This window comes from Ruminococcus sp. J1101004sp1_RTP21198st1_B9_RTP21198_201120 (assembly GCF_040924245.1).
In the GTDB taxonomy this organism is placed as follows: Bacteria; Bacillota; Clostridia; order Lachnospirales; family Lachnospiraceae; genus Blautia_A; species Blautia_A faecis.
Genome location: NZ_JBCOMI010000002.1, coordinates 139,228 through 156,298 on the forward strand (window position 1 = coordinate 139,228; position 17,071 = coordinate 156,298).

Genomic DNA, 17,071 nt, shown 5'->3' on the forward strand with positions numbered 1-17,071 from the left:
CGACAATACGCAATAAAGCCGGAAGCCACGTTATCATCCATGACCTCCGACTCGTTCTGCTTATTCTACACTGTCCTTACACCCAAATCAACTCCTCTCTCCGTTTTATCTTTTCCCTGCTTTTCTTGAATAATCCTCTTATTGATCTCAAGCCGTTCATGAATGGATAATTTCTTATCTTTTCCATCTACCGCCTGCTTCTGCTGTGCCGGTTTTCTATCTGTTTTTCCTACATCCTTAACAACTTCATTCGCTTCGGTACTTGTTACCCTCTCATCTGCTCTTCCTTCATATCTTTCTGCTATCTGCTGTTCTCGTCTCTCCTTCACACCTTTTTCCTCCAGATTGCAAAAACTCTGCAGATACGGAAGCACATGATTCTGCATGTCTGTCAGATCTTCCATATACTTTTGGAACTCTTCACTTCCTTTGCCTTTCTGGTAATTGATCCAATACTCATCTGTAAGCTTCATTTCATTATCATACTTCAACTGACTCACAATACCGCCATGTCCATTTCCAATATCCATTGACTTCTTAAAATGATGCAGCATCTGTTCACCTTTTTCCTCATAATATACAGTCACATATATCTTTGCAATTTTTGTAGGTTCCTCTGTCTTCGGATCACGTTTTGCATACCATTCTTTATCCATTTCTGCTGTTTTTGCATCCAGCTCAGACAGCTTCTGACATCTTGGATTCATCAGATACAAAATCTTGCGGTTTCGTTCTTTCAGTTCACCAATATCTGCTTTGGCTACTTCCATGGTTGGGATAATCGCATGGTGATCGGATACTTTCTTTGAATTTAATACCTTACTCACGTCTGGGTGATATTCCAGACCTTCAGCATAAGGCATTTTCCCAAGTAACATCTGAATCAGTGTTTCAGTGCTTTCTCCCATCTCATCTGTCAGATACTGGCTGTCTGTTCTCGGATAAGTGACCAGCTTCTGCTCATACATCTCCTGCACGGCATCCAATGTCTGCTGTGCGGTATAACCAAACATTCTGTTTGCTTCCCTCTGCAGAGTGGTCAAATCATAGAGCTTCGGAGGACGGACCGTTTTTTCTTTCACATCATCCTTTTCCACTTCGCACATACGCTCCATACAGTCCGCAGCCACTCTATCTGCATCTTCTTTTTTCTGAAAATGCTCTGTGACCGCATCCATCTCGTCAAACTTGATATGAGCCATATAATATTTTTCTTTGGTAAATTCCTTGATCTTCTGATTTCGATCCACGATCATGGCAAGTGTTGGTGTCTGTACTCTTCCAACTTTCAGATTCTGGTTATACAGAACGGAAAAAAGACGGCTCGCATTGATTCCCACCAGCCAGTCTGCCTTTGCCCTGCAAAGTGCTGACTGATAGAGACTGTCATAACACGAACCGTCTTTTAATGACGCAAATCCATCTTTAATTGCCTGTTCCTCCATGGAAGAGATCCAGAGCCGCTTCATCGGCTTTTTGCATCCTGCCTGCTCATACACCAGACGGAAGATTAGTTCTCCTTCCCGCCCGGCATCTGTAGCACAGATTACTTCATCTACTTTGGAATCTCGCATCAGTTTTTTCAAGATTCCAAACTGCTTTTTCGTGCCTTCCAATACCCTGTGTTTCCAACATTCCGGCACAATCGGCAGATCTTCATATCTCCATTTTTTATATTTTTCATCGTATTCTGATGCATCACATAATCCAACCAGATGTCCTACGCACCAGGAAACGAGATAACCGTTTCCTTCCACGTAGCCATCTTTTCTTGTTCTGGCTCCAATCACGGAAGCCAGTGCCATCGCAACCGATGGCTTTTCTGCAATCACTAATTTCATTTACTCCTGCTCCTCTTCTTCATCTTCCAGCACAGCATCATCAAAATCCTCGTCTCTCAGGATTTCTGGTTCTATACTTTCTTCCTGCTCATCTGCATCGTCTACTTCCCGCTTTTCAGATTCTGAATCTTCGGATTCATCTTCATCCTCTTCCATCTCATCCTCGTCATCATATTCATGCTTTGGTTTATAGACTTTGAAGTAATATCCTCCTGCCGCAGCTCCTACTGCAACCAGTGCAATCAGAAGATACGTTCCAAATGGACTTTTATCTTCTGGCATCTGGATTTCATCCTCTACCTTATCTTTCTCAGCTGTCTCAGTTGTTTCCGGCTTTTCTTCTTCAGCCTGTTTCTCTGGTTCTGCATAAACAGTATCTACTTCCGGAAGTGTCACGGAATCAGAAAGTGTGAAGTTCATCAGATCTTTCTCGCTGACTTCTGTAAGGAAATACACATTATCCTGAGATTTTGAATTGTCGATGATCAGATAAAAAATCTTACCACTCTTAGTTGAAATGGTATAAAACTCTTTTGTGCCTTCCGTAGCTGTTTTAGTAACAGAATCTGCTGTCTCGCCTTCTTTATTAAGCTGTTCCTCAATACCTGTCACTGTCCGATCATCCACAGTTCCTTTTGCATCTGTTGGCTCAGAAGCTTGTGCATCCTGCGGAAGCGGAGAAGTCGTTGTTTTTTCAGTTCCCGTTGCATCTGCACTGGTCGTAGTTGCCATTGCACCATTGCTGTCACTGGAGGTTTTCTGTTTCTCTGCCTGCTTCTTTGCCCATTCATAATAAGGATTCTGCAACACATACTTTTCAGAAGTATTTCCGGCACCGTCTGTTACCGTAATCTCAATCTGTTTTGTAGTAAAATCTTTCTGTGTCAGTTGCACTCTCAGCATTCCATCCTTCAGATCTGTATAAGTGGTGCCATTAACTGTTACTGCAGTAATCCCGGATACTGTATCATTCCCCTGAATCGTCAGCACACCATCTGTCAGGGAAGCAGAGAGTGTCGGCTTTTCCGTGTCATAACACTTAATAGAACGATTCTGCTCATACACCTTTCCATCACCATCTGTCACACGCACATACACTGTCTGATTTCCTGTGATCGTGATACTTCCGCTTCCAGTTACATCCTGCCAGCTTCCATCTTTTCCTGCTTTTGCTTCAATCTTTGCTATTGAGAAACCTTCCGGCATATGGCTGGCATCTACCGTAACAGCAATGGTTGTTTCTCCCTGTTTCCATCCATCCGGTTTCTCAATCGTGATTGCAGGCGTGGTATTCTCAGCTGCATAAGCAGTCTGTGTCTGGAGCAAAGGTGTTGTCAGGCAAAGAAATGTCGTTGCTGCAAGCAGACTCTTTTTTACCCTGCTTTTAGTATTTGTTCTCTTCTTCTGTTTCATTTTTTCCAGATTCATCATCGGCTTTTATTTCCTCCTTCTGTATTTCTACCCTGCCGGGCAACTCATTTTTCATTTTCTTTTTAAAAGCTTCCAATTCCGGAATACTCATATCCATTGCACGGATAATTCTTACAATTTCCAGATTTTCTGCTTCTGTTTTTGCAATCTCCGCAGCCTTGAACCGCTTTAAATCTGCTTCATATCTGGCTTTAGATGCTTCCATTTTTTCCTTGGCTTTCTCATAATCTGCCGTTGCTTTTTCAAGACTTTTCATCTCTTCTCCTTTCCGGGCGGCTGTTATACCGCCCTTTTCCTTACCATCGCCCGAATCCATAGAAATGGCTCTGCCAGTATGGAGAGTTGATGGACGTGTACTGAACCGGATGCCCACAATGGATCATCTGACCATTGCCCACATAGATTCCAATATACGTTACTGGTTCTCCTGCATCGTAGGTTCCGGTAAAGAAGATCAGATCTCCTGGCTGTGCTTCTGACTGGGATACTGGCGTACAAATGTTGTACAGTCCCTGTGCAGTCAGCCTTCCCGTATTTCTTACCCCGGAATGAACCAGACAGTAGCTGACAAATCCGGAACAATCGAATCCACTTGGGGAATATCCGCCCCACACATACGGTGTTCCAAGATATTTTGCAGCCTCTTCCAGTAAACGTTGCGCTGCTTCACTGGTATATTCATTACCACCAAAGCCTGTCCCTTCTCCTGTTTCCAGATAAAAGATCGGGTTTAACCGCTCTCCATTTTTCAAAAGTTCAATGTGAAGATGGCTTCCTGTAGAATTTCCGGTATTTCCTACAAGACCGATCTCATCACCTTTCGTGACGGATGCACCTGCAGATACACTCCGGCTGCTTAAATGTGCATACCGCAGTTCATAGCCTTTACAATAGAAATAATTCTAGCCATTTTTTCATCACCTTTCAATCAATAAAAATGACCGAATCAGCTAAACAGATTTTCATCCATTACGAGCTAATTCGGTCCTGTTTTCGCTATTAAATTGTAATATCATCACTTTCGTGATACAGTAAAAGCATCTCAGATAAAAGCGAATATTTTCTTTCATCTGAATAAGGTTTTTATAAAAGATAGGCCTTTCCTTCATAAATTTGTTGATTCGTTGCAAGTTTTTTTCAGGACCAAATCGCCTCAACCCCTTGTATTTACTGGGTTTCCGTTGATTTAGTCTTATTTTATCATCATCACCGGAACGAATCCCGCACCAGTAAAGCAGTTGAAAAGCATAGTAGGAAAGAGGTTTGTCCATCATTTCTTCTGCAAACCGCTTATATTCTTCTTTTGTCCAGAACAACATTTCCTTGCCTTCTTCTTCTCCCAGTGCCCCAGCTTTTCTCGCCGGATTAGTGCTAAGGTCGTAATATTTCACTGCATGATTAAAAATGGTGCTTAATTGTCCATGTATCGTTTTCAGATACGTTGGCGAAAGAGGTTTTCCTGTCTTCGTTTTGAGTTTTCTCATTTGGTTATGCCAGTCCATCACATCTTTAGCTGTAATTTCCGATACTTTACGTTTTCCAAGATACGGAAGAATCTTTTTCTGAATAATATTTTCTTTTGTAAGCCAGGTACTCTGCTTCAAAGAAGGTCTGACATCTTCTTCATACATAGTGCAAAAGCTTTCCATTGTCATATCCACGCTTGCTTTCTTCTGTAATTTGAATTGTAATTCCCAGTCCGCAGCTTCTTTTCTTGTAGAAAATCCTCGTTTGCATTTCTGTTTTCTTGCACCTGTCCAGTCCTGATAACGAATCATTACATACCAGGTGCCATTGTCATTCTTGTAAATTGCCATCCCTAATTCCTCCCATCATTCGATCTTGTTCCATAGAACTGCTCATAAAAATACTTCCGTTCAACTTTTCCTGCGATTGTCTGGCATCCCATTGCCTGCAATTCCCTGTTTAGCCTTTTCATCAGCTTGTATGCGTAGGATTCCGATACTTCCAGGACTTCCATGACCTCTTTCACATTCATAAACATTTTACTCATAGAAAATTTCTCCTTTCTTTTCACTATACTATTTTGTATTGGTTGAATTATACTATACTATTCTGTATGGGTCAAGTACTTTCAATACATTTACCCATACTTTTTTGTATGGATTTTCTTGTCTCTACCATTTGGATATGCTATACTCAACCTATCAAGAAAAAGACAGGAGATATAGCATATGGCAATAGGCGAAAGAATCCACCATTTCAGACTTCTGCGTGGTTTCACGCAGAAATATTTGGGGCAACAGCTGGGATTCAGTGATTCACAGGCTGATGTCCGCATTGCACAGTATGAAAAAGGGGCACGCAGTCCAAAGGAGAAATACCTAAACGCACTGGCTGATATTTTTGAAGTATCCCCTCATGCTCTGGCTGTCCCGGATATTGACAGTTACGTTGGACTGATGCATACCTTATTTACCTTAGAAGACCTTTACGGACTTCACATTGATGAGATTGACGGAGAACTTTGTCTCCGGCTGGACAAATCCAAGGGAACCACCTACCTTTCCATGTTCGATATGTTCCATGAATGGCAGGAACAGGCAGAAAAACTCAAATCCGGCGAGATCACTCAGGAAGAATATGATCAGTGGCGTTACAACTATCCAAAAAACGCAAAATAAAAGCCGACGAAAAAAGGCCTTACCAAATTGATTTCACTCAATTCAGTAAGACCTTTTTTGTCGGTTTCACACATATTACTCGATAACCACAGGATACCTGATAAATAATGCCAAAATATCCAGTGTTATCATTTTGTTATCAAATAGAACTTTATCTGCCCGGAAACACCCTGTTTATAAGGCTTTCCAGAAATTTTTAATTATTCAAACTCGGCAAATCCAAAGATGTTCTTAAATATATTTGTTTAAGTTTTATATCTTTTTTGCCGTTATTTTATTTCTGTTGCATATATTATTTTGGCTCGCTGATTTTCTGTTGCCAATTTGTTGCCATTTCATTATAATCTGTCAAAAAATATTTGACAAGTATTGTTTTACATTCTTGCTTCCCTATAAGCTCTATCCTCATCATTATCTTTAAATATATTATATATAATCTCTGGAATAGCGTAGCAACCTTTTCTATGCTGAAAAATCACTTTCTGAATATCTTGCAAGTCCTCCATTGTCTTCATTTCATTGTTATTAATATCACCATCAAGTTCTTGTAATATACTTATATCTTTATTCAACTTTTTTACTGTATCTAATAGCAACCACTTTATCATCGGAATAACAAACGCCAGCCTACATAATAACTCTGTAATTTCTTCATTTTTCCATAATCCCATTGCCAAAATTGCAACAAATAGAATTGAAATCAACGTTATGCTCGCATATTTGAACCTTTTTCTAAGACCAACATCCCACCAAAAGTTTTCTCTCTGGCACGCCAAAATTCCATCTAAGATATCTTTTTCATCAACTCCAGGAGTATACCAATCTTTCAATTTGTTCTTTTCCTGCGGATTCTTCAAAATTTTCTTTGAATAAGTTGCAATCTCATGATCAATATTTTTATCCTTTCCGAAAATTCTTTTATCCCAAGGCATTGTATATACATATACATCAAATTTCTGCTGAATAAACGCTGCTAGTTGTTTCTTTTCTTCAATGTATCTATCAATAACAAAAGAAAAAATCATACTAACTATAGATAATATGTATGATATACATTTCCACTCTTTGTTTTCTGGAATAAGCAAAATAATTACCGATAATGTGAATGGTATCCATACCGATAATGCCACTAAAACAGTATTAAATTTCTTTGCATCTCTATACAATTGTCTTTGTGCAGCTAACATAGCAATTGAATTATCTTCATTTTGTCTCGTCGCAATTCCATTAGACATCACAATTCTCCTATTACTTCTTTAATCTCACTCATTGCACATGAAGGATATTTTTCTTCATCTTTTATAGCTTCCTTTATGTTATATATTGCCTTGTCCAATCTTTCTTTCTGATAATTGCATGTAGACAATTTGTATAATTCATTCATACCCGTTAATAAATACTTTTTTAGATCATATCCTTGATATTGACTTGGCTGATAATAATTAACCATTATTTTTTCTAATTCATATGAACTAAAAGCCTTATAGTTTTTAGAAACATTCCAATACTTTAATAATCTAAGTAATGGTTTTATCATATAATGGTTGTTTTTATTTGCTATGGTAAGATTGCTAAAATCTGTAGCACAAAATGTATATATCCATTCATTGCGATTATTTTTTATTCTATACAGTCCGCTATCCATAATTGCTGGAGTAATTTCAAATTTAATATGCAACATTTGGAGCACAACTGTAGGCGATGATTGCCGTATCTGTGAAGTTGAATATTTTGCTTCCACACCTCTTCTTACTCTATCCAAATATGTTTGAGGAGTTGAACCATCATTATCCATTACAAGCATAATATCCACATCTGTCCCATAATCAACTGATTGTGGAAGGTTCGTATCCCGTTGATACGAACCAAATACCTTTATTTCTTTCAGATTAACAGATTCATTCTTGCTAAAATAATCTCTCATCCTATCTTTAAACGTATTTAAAGACACATCTATAGATTCTTTTTCATTGCCTTTAATTATCAATTTCGAAGCTGTTTCTTCCAAATATCTATTAATTGACATTTTTTACTCTTCCCCTTTGTTCATGTGCCTTACTCTCCTGTATATTCTGGGAAATCACTTCCCAACACTTCTCCCCATTTCGTAATAGCACCTTTTTGATTTTTATCATTGAGTTCCATATTTGAAGCTTCTACAGCCTTATTATATGCATTTGTTAAAGCATCACTTATTTTGCATCTATCATCCCAACAAAAGGAATTCAAATTTCCTTGTATTCCTTTAGGATCATCTACATCTGATAATATAGCTGAAGATAAATAATTTAACAAATCTCTGAACTCTAAATCTATCCACCAGTTTTCAGATGCTTCTTTGTTTTCATATTTCTGAAGAATCATGCATTCCAACAAATAGGAACCAATTCTAATAGTAACTTTTCTATTATTCCAATATTTAGCAAGTCTGATCAATTCGAGTAATTTCCCATTATGTTTTTGATTTATATCTGTAATGCGTTCATTATCTATCCTTGGATCAGTCTTTTTCCAATTTCCCGAACCATCCGGTATCAAATAGAAACCGGTATCTGTATAAAAGCAAGGAACAATATCAAAGTTCCATGTATATGATTTTAATTGAAGTGTCGCCGCTTCATGATTCTTATGCATTTCCGCTTTACTGTAATCTTGCAAATCTGATAATTTAGAGATAAAGCGATTAATCACTTTTGTTGAATTCAGATAATTTGTGTTGTCAGTCATTAATCCATTTTTAGAATCAGCATCGCTTCCATTTATATAAAATACTTCTCCTGATTGTATATATGTTCGTGTTCCTTCCCCAGACAAGCATAACATCAAATCTATGTCATCAATCGGTCTTATTTTCGTACCACGTTCAAACGAACCAAAGCGTAAAATTTTATCTGTATATACCACAAAGAAATCCGAATCACCACTAAATCCCTTTATATTATCAATTAAATTATCCCTACTTGAACGAGCTATTTTGGTTTTTTCTTGGTCAAGATTAACTTTTTCTTTCATAAATTCTGCAAATGCATTATTTACTGTTGTCGCCATATTGTTCACCACCCAATTCATTTACACTTTTCTCACTATCATCTCGGTCCCATAAACCTATCGCCATTCAGATGTATCATATGCTCCGGCATTTCAGCAATCCAAACCTCTGTCTCCCATGCAAGTTCTTCCGCAAATTTCTTATATGTCTTGAAATCCAGAAATGCTGTTACAAATATTTTTCCTGCTGTTACATCTTTCGTCATTTCTGTAATTTCCAATATACGTTTTGGATCCATCGGACCGACCGATGTTACCGATTCTACAAAATAGATCCAGTTCTTGTCCTCACGATATAACACTACATCAGGCATCTTATCATGCAATGTAATTTCAAATCCCAGTTCTTTTAATTTTTCTACATTCTTTACCAGATCTTTTTCTATTGTATCGCCAACGTACAAACATTCAGAATTTGGTGCAAATCTCGGTGCAAATTCCTCGATAATGGCTTTTTGCAGCTCATTATGCTTACCTGCTGAAAATTTAAAGCTTTCACCATTTATATTTACTGGCATCATTGTCATCTTCTTTTTAGAAGCGTACAAATCAATTAACTTTTCATGATAACAAAGAAACCGCTTTATAGATTCTTTCCATGCTGGTGTTTCCATCGTTCTCAGTATTTTAATTGTTTCTTCCGTCAATCTGTAGCGATAGTTCGGACTGTTGGTTGCTTTTCCATTATCCTCTATCAAAGCAGCTGTCCTGAATCTGTGCAGAGCCTGCTTTCTAAACGTTTCTCTGCTGTTTTCTGCATAGCTCATACCATAAAATGTGTTAACAAACTGAATAATATCATGAATACGAATCCACTCATTTGTTGCTTCACTCCATGACATATCCGGCTTTATTCCTGCCATAGCCAGTATCACATAGCAGCATATATCTGCCTGCTGTGCTTTAGGCATACCTATTGTTTGCAGAAATTCTCTTGTTTCCTCTATTTTCTTATCCACAGTATCCCTCCAATATCAAATTACAATTTGCCTCCGAATAATCCTTACTTTTAAGCACTTTTCTGCCCATTTCCTGAATATCCTCTAACTCTGGCACAGGCATTGCATTTATCTCTGTTGAATTAACCTGTGTAGACCCATTTAAAATACGATAATATTCATCATAAAGTGTAGAATTAAATAATACATACAACCCATACACCAGACATTCTGACATTTCCGTTAATACACCGTCCACAAAATTAATTTTATTCTGTGTACTTATCTTTTGGTACTGCGGAAATCTTTTAGCTAAATATACTCCACACTGTAATCTTCGTGGTTCTTCCTTTGCTGTAAATCGCTTTACAAATAGATAGTTCTTGTTATCTTGCATTAATCCCTTTTGTTCTGTCACCACATATTCATGTTCTTTCTGGATTGGAAATTCTACCTTTCCTTGCTTTATATGCTGTGAATAAAATAAAGGTATTGCCCCCTCTTCCGCTTCATCCCTCAAAATATCACGATTACGGAAATCTACGGTCAATCCTGTTTTCATTTTTACTCCTATTGCCGGAAGTGTCTTATCAAATTTATGCAATTTCTTTAATACTTCCACTTCATTTTCATCTGTCACAAGATAAACATAATAATCTGATCCTGCTACAACCAGATCATACGGAACTGTTAATGATGTCAGCTCCCCAAAATCACTATTTGATTTCGATGATGTAATCGTAACGGTTTCTGGCTTTTCACTTGTCTTTTTTACTTTAATAATAATTGTTTCCTGCAACACACTTTCTTTGTCAAAAACCTTATTTCTGCTGACAAAAAGATGAATATGTTCCAATTTCCCTTCTGTCAGAAAATATTCCCGGAAACGTTTAAAATACGCCCCTGATGTCCATGATCTTGGAATGATGTAAACCATCTCTCCATTTTCACATAAATTAAATAATCCCATAGACGCAAAAATGAAATATAAATTCGGTGCACCATAACATACCTCTGGCATTGCTGTAGCTTCTGGCGCATCTTTCGGAATTTTCATATACGGCGGATTTCCAATCACAAAATCATATTTCTTAGGCTCCGCATTTCCTCCCAACATATGATTAAAATCCAAATACTGGCTCAAAATATAATTATCTTCAACGATATTAACTGTAAGTTTTTTTCTTGTCTCTTCTTTACAATATTCCAGATTACGTTTCAACAATGGCAATACATTTTCATCGTTCTCATAGCAGGTAAGCTCAATCTCCTGAATAGAATCTATTGTTTCCATTCGCTCAATAAAAGCACATGATAATATACCTGAACCAGCCCCTGCATCAAGCACACTTACTCTGCCTGTTTTCTCATCCAACTTATATAATCCCGCCATAAAACGGGCAGTTTCCATACTGGTAAAGAACTGTCCGTATTTTTTACGTTCTTTTTTCGGCATATTCTCTATATATTCGTTTGTAAGTTCTATAATTTTTTCTAGCATATTCTACCTACCTACAAGCCTTCTATTTCTTATTATTATACAATAACTTACTACCTTTTTCAACGCTCTTTTGCAAACGTACGTTCTGTTTTTTTCTGTAAATTAAAACCATAAAGGGCAGCTAAAAAGCCGCCCTACACTCTACGCATAAACAATCTCTTTTTCCACAATCTCCTCAGCACATGCCCGGATATTATTCATTTTTCCGACCCATGCCATCTGATCCTGCATCTTCAGTTCTTCCGTCACGCCTTGCCTTTCTTTCATCTGCTCCACTAATCTGTCCATCATCTGATTACATTCCTTGTCAATCTGATGCAGATGCTCATTTAACTTCCCGGCAAGTACCAACTCCAGATATAATCCTTTCCGATGCTCCTGCAAATATATCTTTCTCAACATTCCATACTTTCCAATCGGATACTCTGTCTCTTCTGGGAGGTACAGGTCTGGATAATACAGACCGTCCTCTCCTAAAGTATAACTGATTCCATTTTCTCCCATAATGTGTTTCTCCATGATTGTCCTCCTATCTTGCTCCCCGGTCTTTATTCTGACTATGGGTATGCTGTTTATTTTTCTGTTCATTCTGTATTTCTTGTTTCTTTTCTGCCAGCTTCGCCCTAATACCATGCGCTACTGGCTCTTTTCCTGTTTCTTTCTTCCATTTTTCTATTGCAGTTCGATACTGACTATACTCAGTTTGAGAAGCCTTAAAATCCTTTAAAAATTCCTGTACACTTCTATATCCGATTTTCTGCACAATCCTTGGAAGATAATCTTTCATATCTCTAATCTGGCTTTTCAGTTCATCAATTTCTTTCTGCAATTCTTTTTTCTTTCTTCCTTTAAACCATCCCGTGACTTCTGACAGTTCTTTCTTCTTTGCAGAAAGCTGTTTTTGTTTCTGTTGAATTGCACCGTTTTGATCTTCCAGTTCTTTATTCACTTTAAATAGTTTCGGATACTTTGATGCAAGCCTCGTCATTTTAGGTTGTTCCGGTTCTGCCTTTTCTTCTTTTGTTGTCTTGACTGCTGCCGTGCTATTTTCAGCAACATGCTCTGGGTGTTCTGCTTCCGTTTGCTCTGTCTGTTTTGGCACTTCCCTGGGTTTCTTAAAAAGCACACTTGCTATCAAAAACTCCAATGCCTCAACAGCCACTGTTACAACTCTGGAAAATAATCGTGGTCTGTTTCCACGCCGGGCAATTGATTCCCTGATTGGCTCCGTGATTTCTTTCCGCTTCACTTCCATTATCTTCGGTTCCGGCACTCCACTAATCAATGCCATATCAACAGCTCTGTTCCATTCCCGGCGTTTTTGATTATCCGCTTCTATTTCCTGTGCCTTCGGATTATTTTTTCCGATTTTCTTTGTTGCAAGATAAACACTGCCACGCTCAAATACCTGTAGTTTCTGTTTCTCGTCCTGCACATAAATATTGATTAAATCTGTATAAGAATGCTTTACCTCATCCAGAAATGAATTGCACTTGAAGCGTTCATCTTTCGCAGTAAACAGCTTCTTCTCATAGACTTCTCCTTTCTTCACAATACTGCAGCCTTCTCGGATCTCGCCATCTTCTCCTAATATCTCTTTCTTGGTTCGGACATGTTTTCCATTTTCATCATAAAACATATTTCTGTTGGCAGTCTTAATGATTGGTTCATCCAGTAGTTTCCGTTCTGCAAATATCAAATGAATGTGATAATTGGTCTTTCTTTTATTGTGGTGCAAAGCAGCAATACACTCTGTTCCATAATTCTGTTTAAAATGATTTGTAAAAAGCTGTAGCAATCTATCCGGCTGATATTCTGCGAAACTCTCTGGCAAAGCAATAATCAATTCTCTTGCCTCAATGCATTTTCCTTCTGTCCCGCTTTTTACAAATTCTTCCTGATTACATTTTGCAAGTTCCCGCCAGAATTTCCGTTCTGTAGTTTCATAAACTGCATAGAGATTTTCCTGTTTTGCATGACTGGATATATAAGTGATTCTGCCTTTTACATTGCTTAGTTTTGTCATTTGAATAAATGAATTTCTTCCGATAGGCACTCCCTCCTTGTCTTCGGCAAAATAAATTCCGCCATTTCATTTGTGAGTGGATGAATCGACATCCGTTTACGAACTAACTGCCGTTTCCGGCTATATTAGCTCCCGGCAGGGCGAAATACACAGAGCATAAACGAAGTTTGTGCGATGGGTGTATTTCGCTCTCAAACGCCGAGGGCTTTGTGAGATGCTTCTTACATCTACCACAACTTGGCTTTTTCCTTTCATTTTGGGCGTATCCGCCCTCTTTTTTCTGCCCGTATCCGGGCTTATTTTTTATCACTAACAACCAAGCGGCTATTTCTCTTTCTGTCTGCTTTATTCCTGTATCCTTGCCCGTACATACTCCAGATCTCCACAATATGGTGTTCCAACCAAATACCATTCTCTCGCCAGATTCATTTCCATTCGTGTCTTTACCCACTGATTATCAACTAGAACTTCCAGACATTCTCCGCAGTGAAATCCTGGATCAATCCATAAGTCTGAGGACAATAATCCATATCTTTTGTTATAACTGTTGTAACCTAATCTTCCTTCTCTCATGGTGTCATTCTCCCTTCATTTATCATTTCCGCAGGGACGCCCTGAATCAGGGCCCCCTTTTGAAAAGTTTTTTCTTCGCCAATCAACTACCGGCTACACCTTACAAACCTTCTCTTTGTCTGCTATTTACAGGTGCGTGGCACGCTCCTGTCATAAGGTCATCAAGCAGAATCTTTACCAACGAAAGTTCTCATGCATTCCACACTTATCCAAATACTCTTGTCTTGCCTTTTCCCGTTCTTCCTCGGTTGGTGCTGTTTTGAATGTTGTATATAACTGACGTCTTACCATACTGTCTAATTTTTCCATCAATGCTTTTTCTATCTCCGGTTGATATTCCTCATTCCCGGCAAGATGATACTGGAACAATGCCAGTAATAAATCTTTTGGTATCTGCACCTGTAATTTTCTTTCCATGTTTCTCCTTTCCGTGACGGTCGTGACGATAGTGACGATATTTTCACTACTGACACGCTATATAAAATACCGTCACAACCGTCACATATCGTCACACTTGTTTTCCAACAAAGGCTAATCTGATCTTTCTTCCATCATGTCCTCGTTCCGCTTTATACTGGATTCCATATTCCAGAATCAATCGTTCAAGGCTGACATTTAATTTTCGTGATAATGCGTTCGGCTGCATTTCCACCTGCAATACTTCCACAAGCTCTGTTGCTGTTCCTGCCCACTCTGGCGTAGTTTCTGTTACAAGCTCTTTGATTTTTTCCAACACTGGATCTTCTGGTTCTTTCCAAAGTTCTGTCTCTGTCTTGATAAGTTCCCAGACACATCTCTCCCGGTTAAAGTTCAACCATAGTTTCTGATCCTGCTGGTCACGTCCTGCCACTTCCAGAACTGCCTTATTATCTGTCCGTTTTTCTTTCTGCATGACGAACGCTCCATCCGCAGCTCCAAGCAATCCATTTGTGCCAGAAATCATATCAAAACTATCTGAAGATTCCATTTTCCTTGTATGATGCACAACCAGAAAACAGATACCATATTTATCGCTGAATGCTTTCAGCTTCGTTACAATTTCGTAATCGCTGGCATAACTGAATTTATCTCCACCGACCTCTCGAACCTTCTGAAGAGTATCAATGATAATCAATCTTGCGTCTTTATGCTCTGTTACAAACGTTACAAGCTGTTTTTCCAGTCCGTCATTGAGCGATTTTGATTTTGTAGCGAAATAAAAATTCTCACTGCCTTCCATTCCAAACATCTGTGATAACCGCTTTTGCAACCTTGCATAATCATCTTCCAATGCCAGATACAGAACCGTTCCCTGTCTGACTGAAAAGCCCCACAATGGAAGTCCTTTACTGATGTGATACCCGATCTGTGCCATAAAGAATGATTTTCCAATTTTCGGCGAACCAACAAACAGATAAGTTCCGTTATACAGAAGTCCATCTACAATCGGCAATTTTGGTGGATATGCAGTATCGTATAATTCCATCATAGAAACTGTTTCCAGATCATCTAGATTCTTTTTATTTGCTGATTTTGCTGTATTTTCCGCATTATTTGTGGCTTGCAGATTGCCCTTACCGGGCAAATCTGCTATACTTTGGTTGGTTAATTTATTACTTGATGACTGTTCCACATCTGCGCCAACAGATGCAATCGGAGCAGTCATTTTTTCTTTTGCTGTCATTCATTTTCCCCTTTCAATCCATACAATGTCTCTGCGACCAATCTCAGGGTACTCAGCAACTCTTCGTTTTCCTCACTGCATTTTTCCAGATGTTTCAATTCTTCATAAATCTCTGCCATCTGATTTCGCAATGCTTTATACACTCTTGGATTTCCCTGTACCACAATTTCCCGATCAGTTAATCGTTTTGTGATATAGTCCTGCTTGCTAAGTCCTGACAATCGGACACATGCATCAATCTGCTCTGCTTCTTCCGGTGATACCCGGAATGCTACGATTTTGTTTCTCCATCTTCCTTTACTGTCCAGATTTTTCTCCATTTAATTTTTCCATCCTTTCAATATCCAACTGTTCTGCCATCTGTGTCTGCTCACTTGGAAACAGATGCGCATATCGGTAAGTGATATCAATGCTCTCATGTCCCATTCGGTCTGCGATTGCCAATACCGTAAATCCCATATTGATCAATAACGATACATGGGAATGTCTCAAATCATGCACACGGATTCGCTTCACCCCAGACACTTTTGATCCTCTGTTCATTTCATGATGCAGATAAGATTTGGAAATTGTGAAAATTCTTTCATCTTCCTTCAGACCGTAAAGCATTTCCATATAATCCTGCATCTCATCACATATAAATTGTGGCATCTTGATAAATCTGTTACTTTTAAATGTCTTTGGTGGGGTAATCACATCTTCCCGGTTTAATCTTTGATATGATTTGTTAATTCGCAGTGTATGCGTTGTAAAGTCAAAATCCGCTGGTGTCAGGGCAAACAACTCTCCTTCACGGATACCACACCAGTAAAGCATTTCAAAAGCGTAGTAAGAAACTGGTTTATCCATCATCACATCTGCAAATTTCAAATACTCTTCTTTCGTCCAGAACAACATTTCCTTATATTCCTCTATTGCTATATTTCCAGCTTTCTGTGCCGGATTAGAAGGCAAATGATAAAAATCAACTGCATGATTGAAAATGGCACTTAACTGGCTGTGGATTTTCCGCAGATATGAAGCAGAATACCCTTTTCCATTCGCTCTCTTAAATGCAAGCAAATGATTCTGCCATGCAATCACATCTTTTGGTTCAATTTCTGCAATCTTTCTCTCCCCAAAGTATGGAAGAATTTTTGTTCTGGCAATATTATTCTTAGTTCCCCATGTGTTATCCCGGATTCGTTCCTTTTTATCTTCTACATAGATTTCATAAAAACTTGCGAAAGTCATATCCAGTTTTGCATCATGCTTTAACATTTGTTCGTGTTCCCACATCTGCGCTTCTCGCTTCGTAGGAAATCCTCGTTTTGAAGTCTGTTTCGTTTTCCCTGTCCAGTCGGTATACCGATAAACCACTCGCCACTTCCCAGTGACATTATCTTTGTAAATACTCATACAAATT

The 17,071-nt window shown here is 38.5% G+C and carries 18 protein-coding genes and 1 pseudogene; 1 reads left to right on the forward strand and 18 read right to left on the reverse strand.

Translation table 11 applies throughout. From position 1 onward, the window contains the following. Window positions 1-65 precede the first annotated feature (65 nt). The 6 genes and pseudogenes from AB5618_RS01880 to AB5618_RS01905 form a co-directional block, all read right to left on the reverse strand. Window positions 66-1,841: a DNA topoisomerase gene (locus AB5618_RS01880; RefSeq protein WP_368357322.1), complete on the reverse strand. Its 1,776-nt coding sequence runs from the start codon at window positions 1,839-1,841 to the stop codon at window positions 66-68. Further along, complete coding sequence (locus AB5618_RS01885; RefSeq protein ID WP_023922641.1) at window positions 1,842-3,272, reverse strand: CD1107 family mobile element protein; 1,431 nt, start codon at window positions 3,270-3,272, stop codon at window positions 1,842-1,844. Beyond that, window positions 3,226-3,588 carry a DUF4315 family protein gene (locus tag AB5618_RS01890; RefSeq protein WP_012744294.1) on the reverse strand — a complete coding sequence of 121 codons (363 nt, stop codon included), beginning with the start codon at window positions 3,586-3,588 and terminating at the stop codon, window positions 3,226-3,228. Before AB5618_RS01890 ends, AB5618_RS01885 begins: the two co-directional genes overlap by 47 nt. After that, window positions 3,569-4,147: a C40 family peptidase gene (locus AB5618_RS01895; protein ID WP_368357326.1), complete on the reverse strand. Its 579-nt coding sequence runs from the start codon at window positions 4,145-4,147 to the stop codon at window positions 3,569-3,571. The genes AB5618_RS01890 and AB5618_RS01895 overlap by 20 nt, the downstream gene beginning before the upstream one ends. Window positions 4,148-4,477: 330 nt before the next feature. Continuing rightward, window positions 4,478-5,089: pseudogene (locus AB5618_RS01900) on the reverse strand (Arm DNA-binding domain-containing protein); the annotation flags it as partial. 2 nt (window positions 5,090-5,091) lie between these two features. After that, the gene (locus AB5618_RS01905) at window positions 5,092-5,286 is read right to left on the reverse strand and encodes a cytidylate kinase-like family protein (RefSeq protein ID WP_148462134.1); all 195 of its coding nucleotides are present in this window, start codon (window positions 5,284-5,286) and stop codon (window positions 5,092-5,094) included. A gap of 181 nt (window positions 5,287-5,467) precedes the next feature. On the opposite strand from AB5618_RS01905, the gene AB5618_RS01910 reads away from it, so the two are divergent. Next, the gene (locus tag AB5618_RS01910; protein WP_148462133.1) at window positions 5,468-5,917 is read left to right on the forward strand and encodes a helix-turn-helix domain-containing protein; all 450 of its coding nucleotides are present in this window, start codon (window positions 5,468-5,470) and stop codon (window positions 5,915-5,917) included. A 374-nt stretch (window positions 5,918-6,291) separates the two neighbouring features. Here AB5618_RS01910 and AB5618_RS01915 read toward each other — a convergent pair whose 3' ends face one another. The 12 genes from AB5618_RS01915 to AB5618_RS01970 all read right to left on the reverse strand — a co-directional run bounded on the left by AB5618_RS01915 (window position 6,292) and on the right by AB5618_RS01970 (window position 17,064). Continuing rightward, window positions 6,292-7,152: an S-4TM family putative pore-forming effector gene (locus AB5618_RS01915; RefSeq protein WP_055055858.1), complete on the reverse strand. Its 861-nt coding sequence runs from the start codon at window positions 7,150-7,152 to the stop codon at window positions 6,292-6,294. After that, a complete protein-coding gene (locus AB5618_RS01920) occupies window positions 7,152-7,943 on the reverse strand; it encodes a nucleotidyltransferase domain-containing protein (protein ID WP_055055857.1) in 792 nt (263 codons plus the stop codon). Before AB5618_RS01920 ends, AB5618_RS01915 begins: the two co-directional genes overlap by 1 nt. A gap of 29 nt (window positions 7,944-7,972) precedes the next feature. Continuing rightward, entirely contained in the window at window positions 7,973-8,965 is a 993-nt protein-coding gene (locus AB5618_RS01925) for a hypothetical protein (protein ID WP_055055856.1), read from the reverse strand. Window positions 8,966-9,003: 38 nt separating this feature from the next. Continuing rightward, on the reverse strand, window positions 9,004-9,924 hold the full coding sequence (locus AB5618_RS01930; RefSeq protein ID WP_081019407.1) for a BsuBI/PstI family type II restriction endonuclease: 921 nt from the start codon (window positions 9,922-9,924) through the stop codon (window positions 9,004-9,006). Then, window positions 9,917-11,404, reverse strand: coding sequence for an Eco57I restriction-modification methylase domain-containing protein (locus AB5618_RS01935; RefSeq protein ID WP_055055855.1), 1,488 nt, complete (start codon window positions 11,402-11,404; stop codon window positions 9,917-9,919). Before AB5618_RS01935 ends, AB5618_RS01930 begins: the two co-directional genes overlap by 8 nt. A 141-nt stretch (window positions 11,405-11,545) precedes the next feature. Continuing rightward, window positions 11,546-11,923, reverse strand: a complete 378-nt coding sequence (locus AB5618_RS01940) for a TnpV protein (protein WP_055055854.1) — start codon at window positions 11,921-11,923, stop codon at window positions 11,546-11,548. A gap of 10 nt (window positions 11,924-11,933) precedes the next feature. Further along, the gene (locus AB5618_RS01945) at window positions 11,934-13,460 is read right to left on the reverse strand and encodes a coiled-coil domain-containing protein (RefSeq protein WP_368366442.1); all 1,527 of its coding nucleotides are present in this window, start codon (window positions 13,458-13,460) and stop codon (window positions 11,934-11,936) included. A gap of 315 nt (window positions 13,461-13,775) precedes the next feature. Then, a complete protein-coding gene (locus tag AB5618_RS01950; RefSeq protein ID WP_129900153.1) occupies window positions 13,776-14,003 on the reverse strand; it encodes a DUF5348 domain-containing protein in 228 nt (75 codons plus the stop codon). Between the two features lie 174 nt (window positions 14,004-14,177). Then, entirely contained in the window at window positions 14,178-14,420 is a 243-nt protein-coding gene (locus AB5618_RS01955) for a hypothetical protein (RefSeq protein ID WP_055155751.1), read from the reverse strand. A gap of 91 nt (window positions 14,421-14,511) precedes the next feature. Then, window positions 14,512-15,666: an AAA family ATPase gene (locus tag AB5618_RS01960; protein WP_215707364.1), complete on the reverse strand. Its 1,155-nt coding sequence runs from the start codon at window positions 15,664-15,666 to the stop codon at window positions 14,512-14,514. Next, window positions 15,663-15,986, reverse strand: coding sequence for a hypothetical protein (locus AB5618_RS01965; protein ID WP_022250154.1), 324 nt, complete (start codon window positions 15,984-15,986; stop codon window positions 15,663-15,665). The genes AB5618_RS01960 and AB5618_RS01965 overlap by 4 nt, the downstream gene beginning before the upstream one ends. Continuing rightward, the gene (locus tag AB5618_RS01970) at window positions 15,964-17,064 is read right to left on the reverse strand and encodes a tyrosine-type recombinase/integrase (protein WP_368366443.1); all 1,101 of its coding nucleotides are present in this window, start codon (window positions 17,062-17,064) and stop codon (window positions 15,964-15,966) included. The genes AB5618_RS01965 and AB5618_RS01970 overlap by 23 nt, the downstream gene beginning before the upstream one ends. Window positions 17,065-17,071 lie beyond the last annotated feature (7 nt).

Coding starts and splice junctions, on each gene's coding strand:
- AB5618_RS01940 (WP_055055854.1), bottom strand. CDS start 11,923: ATGGAGAAACACATTATGGGAGAAAATGGAATCAGTTATACTTTAGGA.
- AB5618_RS01880 (WP_368357322.1), bottom strand. CDS start 1,841: ATGAAATTAGTGATTGCAGAAAAGCCATCGGTTGCGATGGCACTGGCT.
- AB5618_RS01890 (WP_012744294.1), bottom strand. CDS start 3,588: ATGGATTCGGGCGATGGTAAGGAAAAGGGCGGTATAACAGCCGCCCGG.
- AB5618_RS01920 (WP_055055857.1), bottom strand. CDS start 7,943: ATGTCAATTAATAGATATTTGGAAGAAACAGCTTCGAAATTGATAATT.
- AB5618_RS01955 (WP_055155751.1), bottom strand. CDS start 14,420: ATGGAAAGAAAATTACAGGTGCAGATACCAAAAGATTTATTACTGGCA.
- AB5618_RS01885 (WP_023922641.1), bottom strand. CDS start 3,272: ATGATGAATCTGGAAAAAATGAAACAGAAGAAGAGAACAAATACTAAA.
- AB5618_RS01960 (WP_215707364.1), bottom strand. CDS start 15,666: ATGACAGCAAAAGAAAAAATGACTGCTCCGATTGCATCTGTTGGCGCA.
- AB5618_RS01915 (WP_055055858.1), bottom strand. CDS start 7,152: ATGTCTAATGGAATTGCGACGAGACAAAATGAAGATAATTCAATTGCT.
- AB5618_RS01950 (WP_129900153.1), bottom strand. CDS start 14,003: ATGAGAGAAGGAAGATTAGGTTACAACAGTTATAACAAAAGATATGGA.
- AB5618_RS01965 (WP_022250154.1), bottom strand. CDS start 15,986: ATGGAGAAAAATCTGGACAGTAAAGGAAGATGGAGAAACAAAATCGTA.
- AB5618_RS01910 (WP_148462133.1), top strand. CDS start 5,468: ATGGCAATAGGCGAAAGAATCCACCATTTCAGACTTCTGCGTGGTTTC.
- AB5618_RS01925 (WP_055055856.1), bottom strand. CDS start 8,965: ATGGCGACAACAGTAAATAATGCATTTGCAGAATTTATGAAAGAAAAA.
- AB5618_RS01905 (WP_148462134.1), bottom strand. CDS start 5,286: ATGAGTAAAATGTTTATGAATGTGAAAGAGGTCATGGAAGTCCTGGAA.
- AB5618_RS01935 (WP_055055855.1), bottom strand. CDS start 11,404: ATGCTAGAAAAAATTATAGAACTTACAAACGAATATATAGAGAATATG.
- AB5618_RS01970 (WP_368366443.1), bottom strand. CDS start 17,064: ATGAGTATTTACAAAGATAATGTCACTGGGAAGTGGCGAGTGGTTTAT.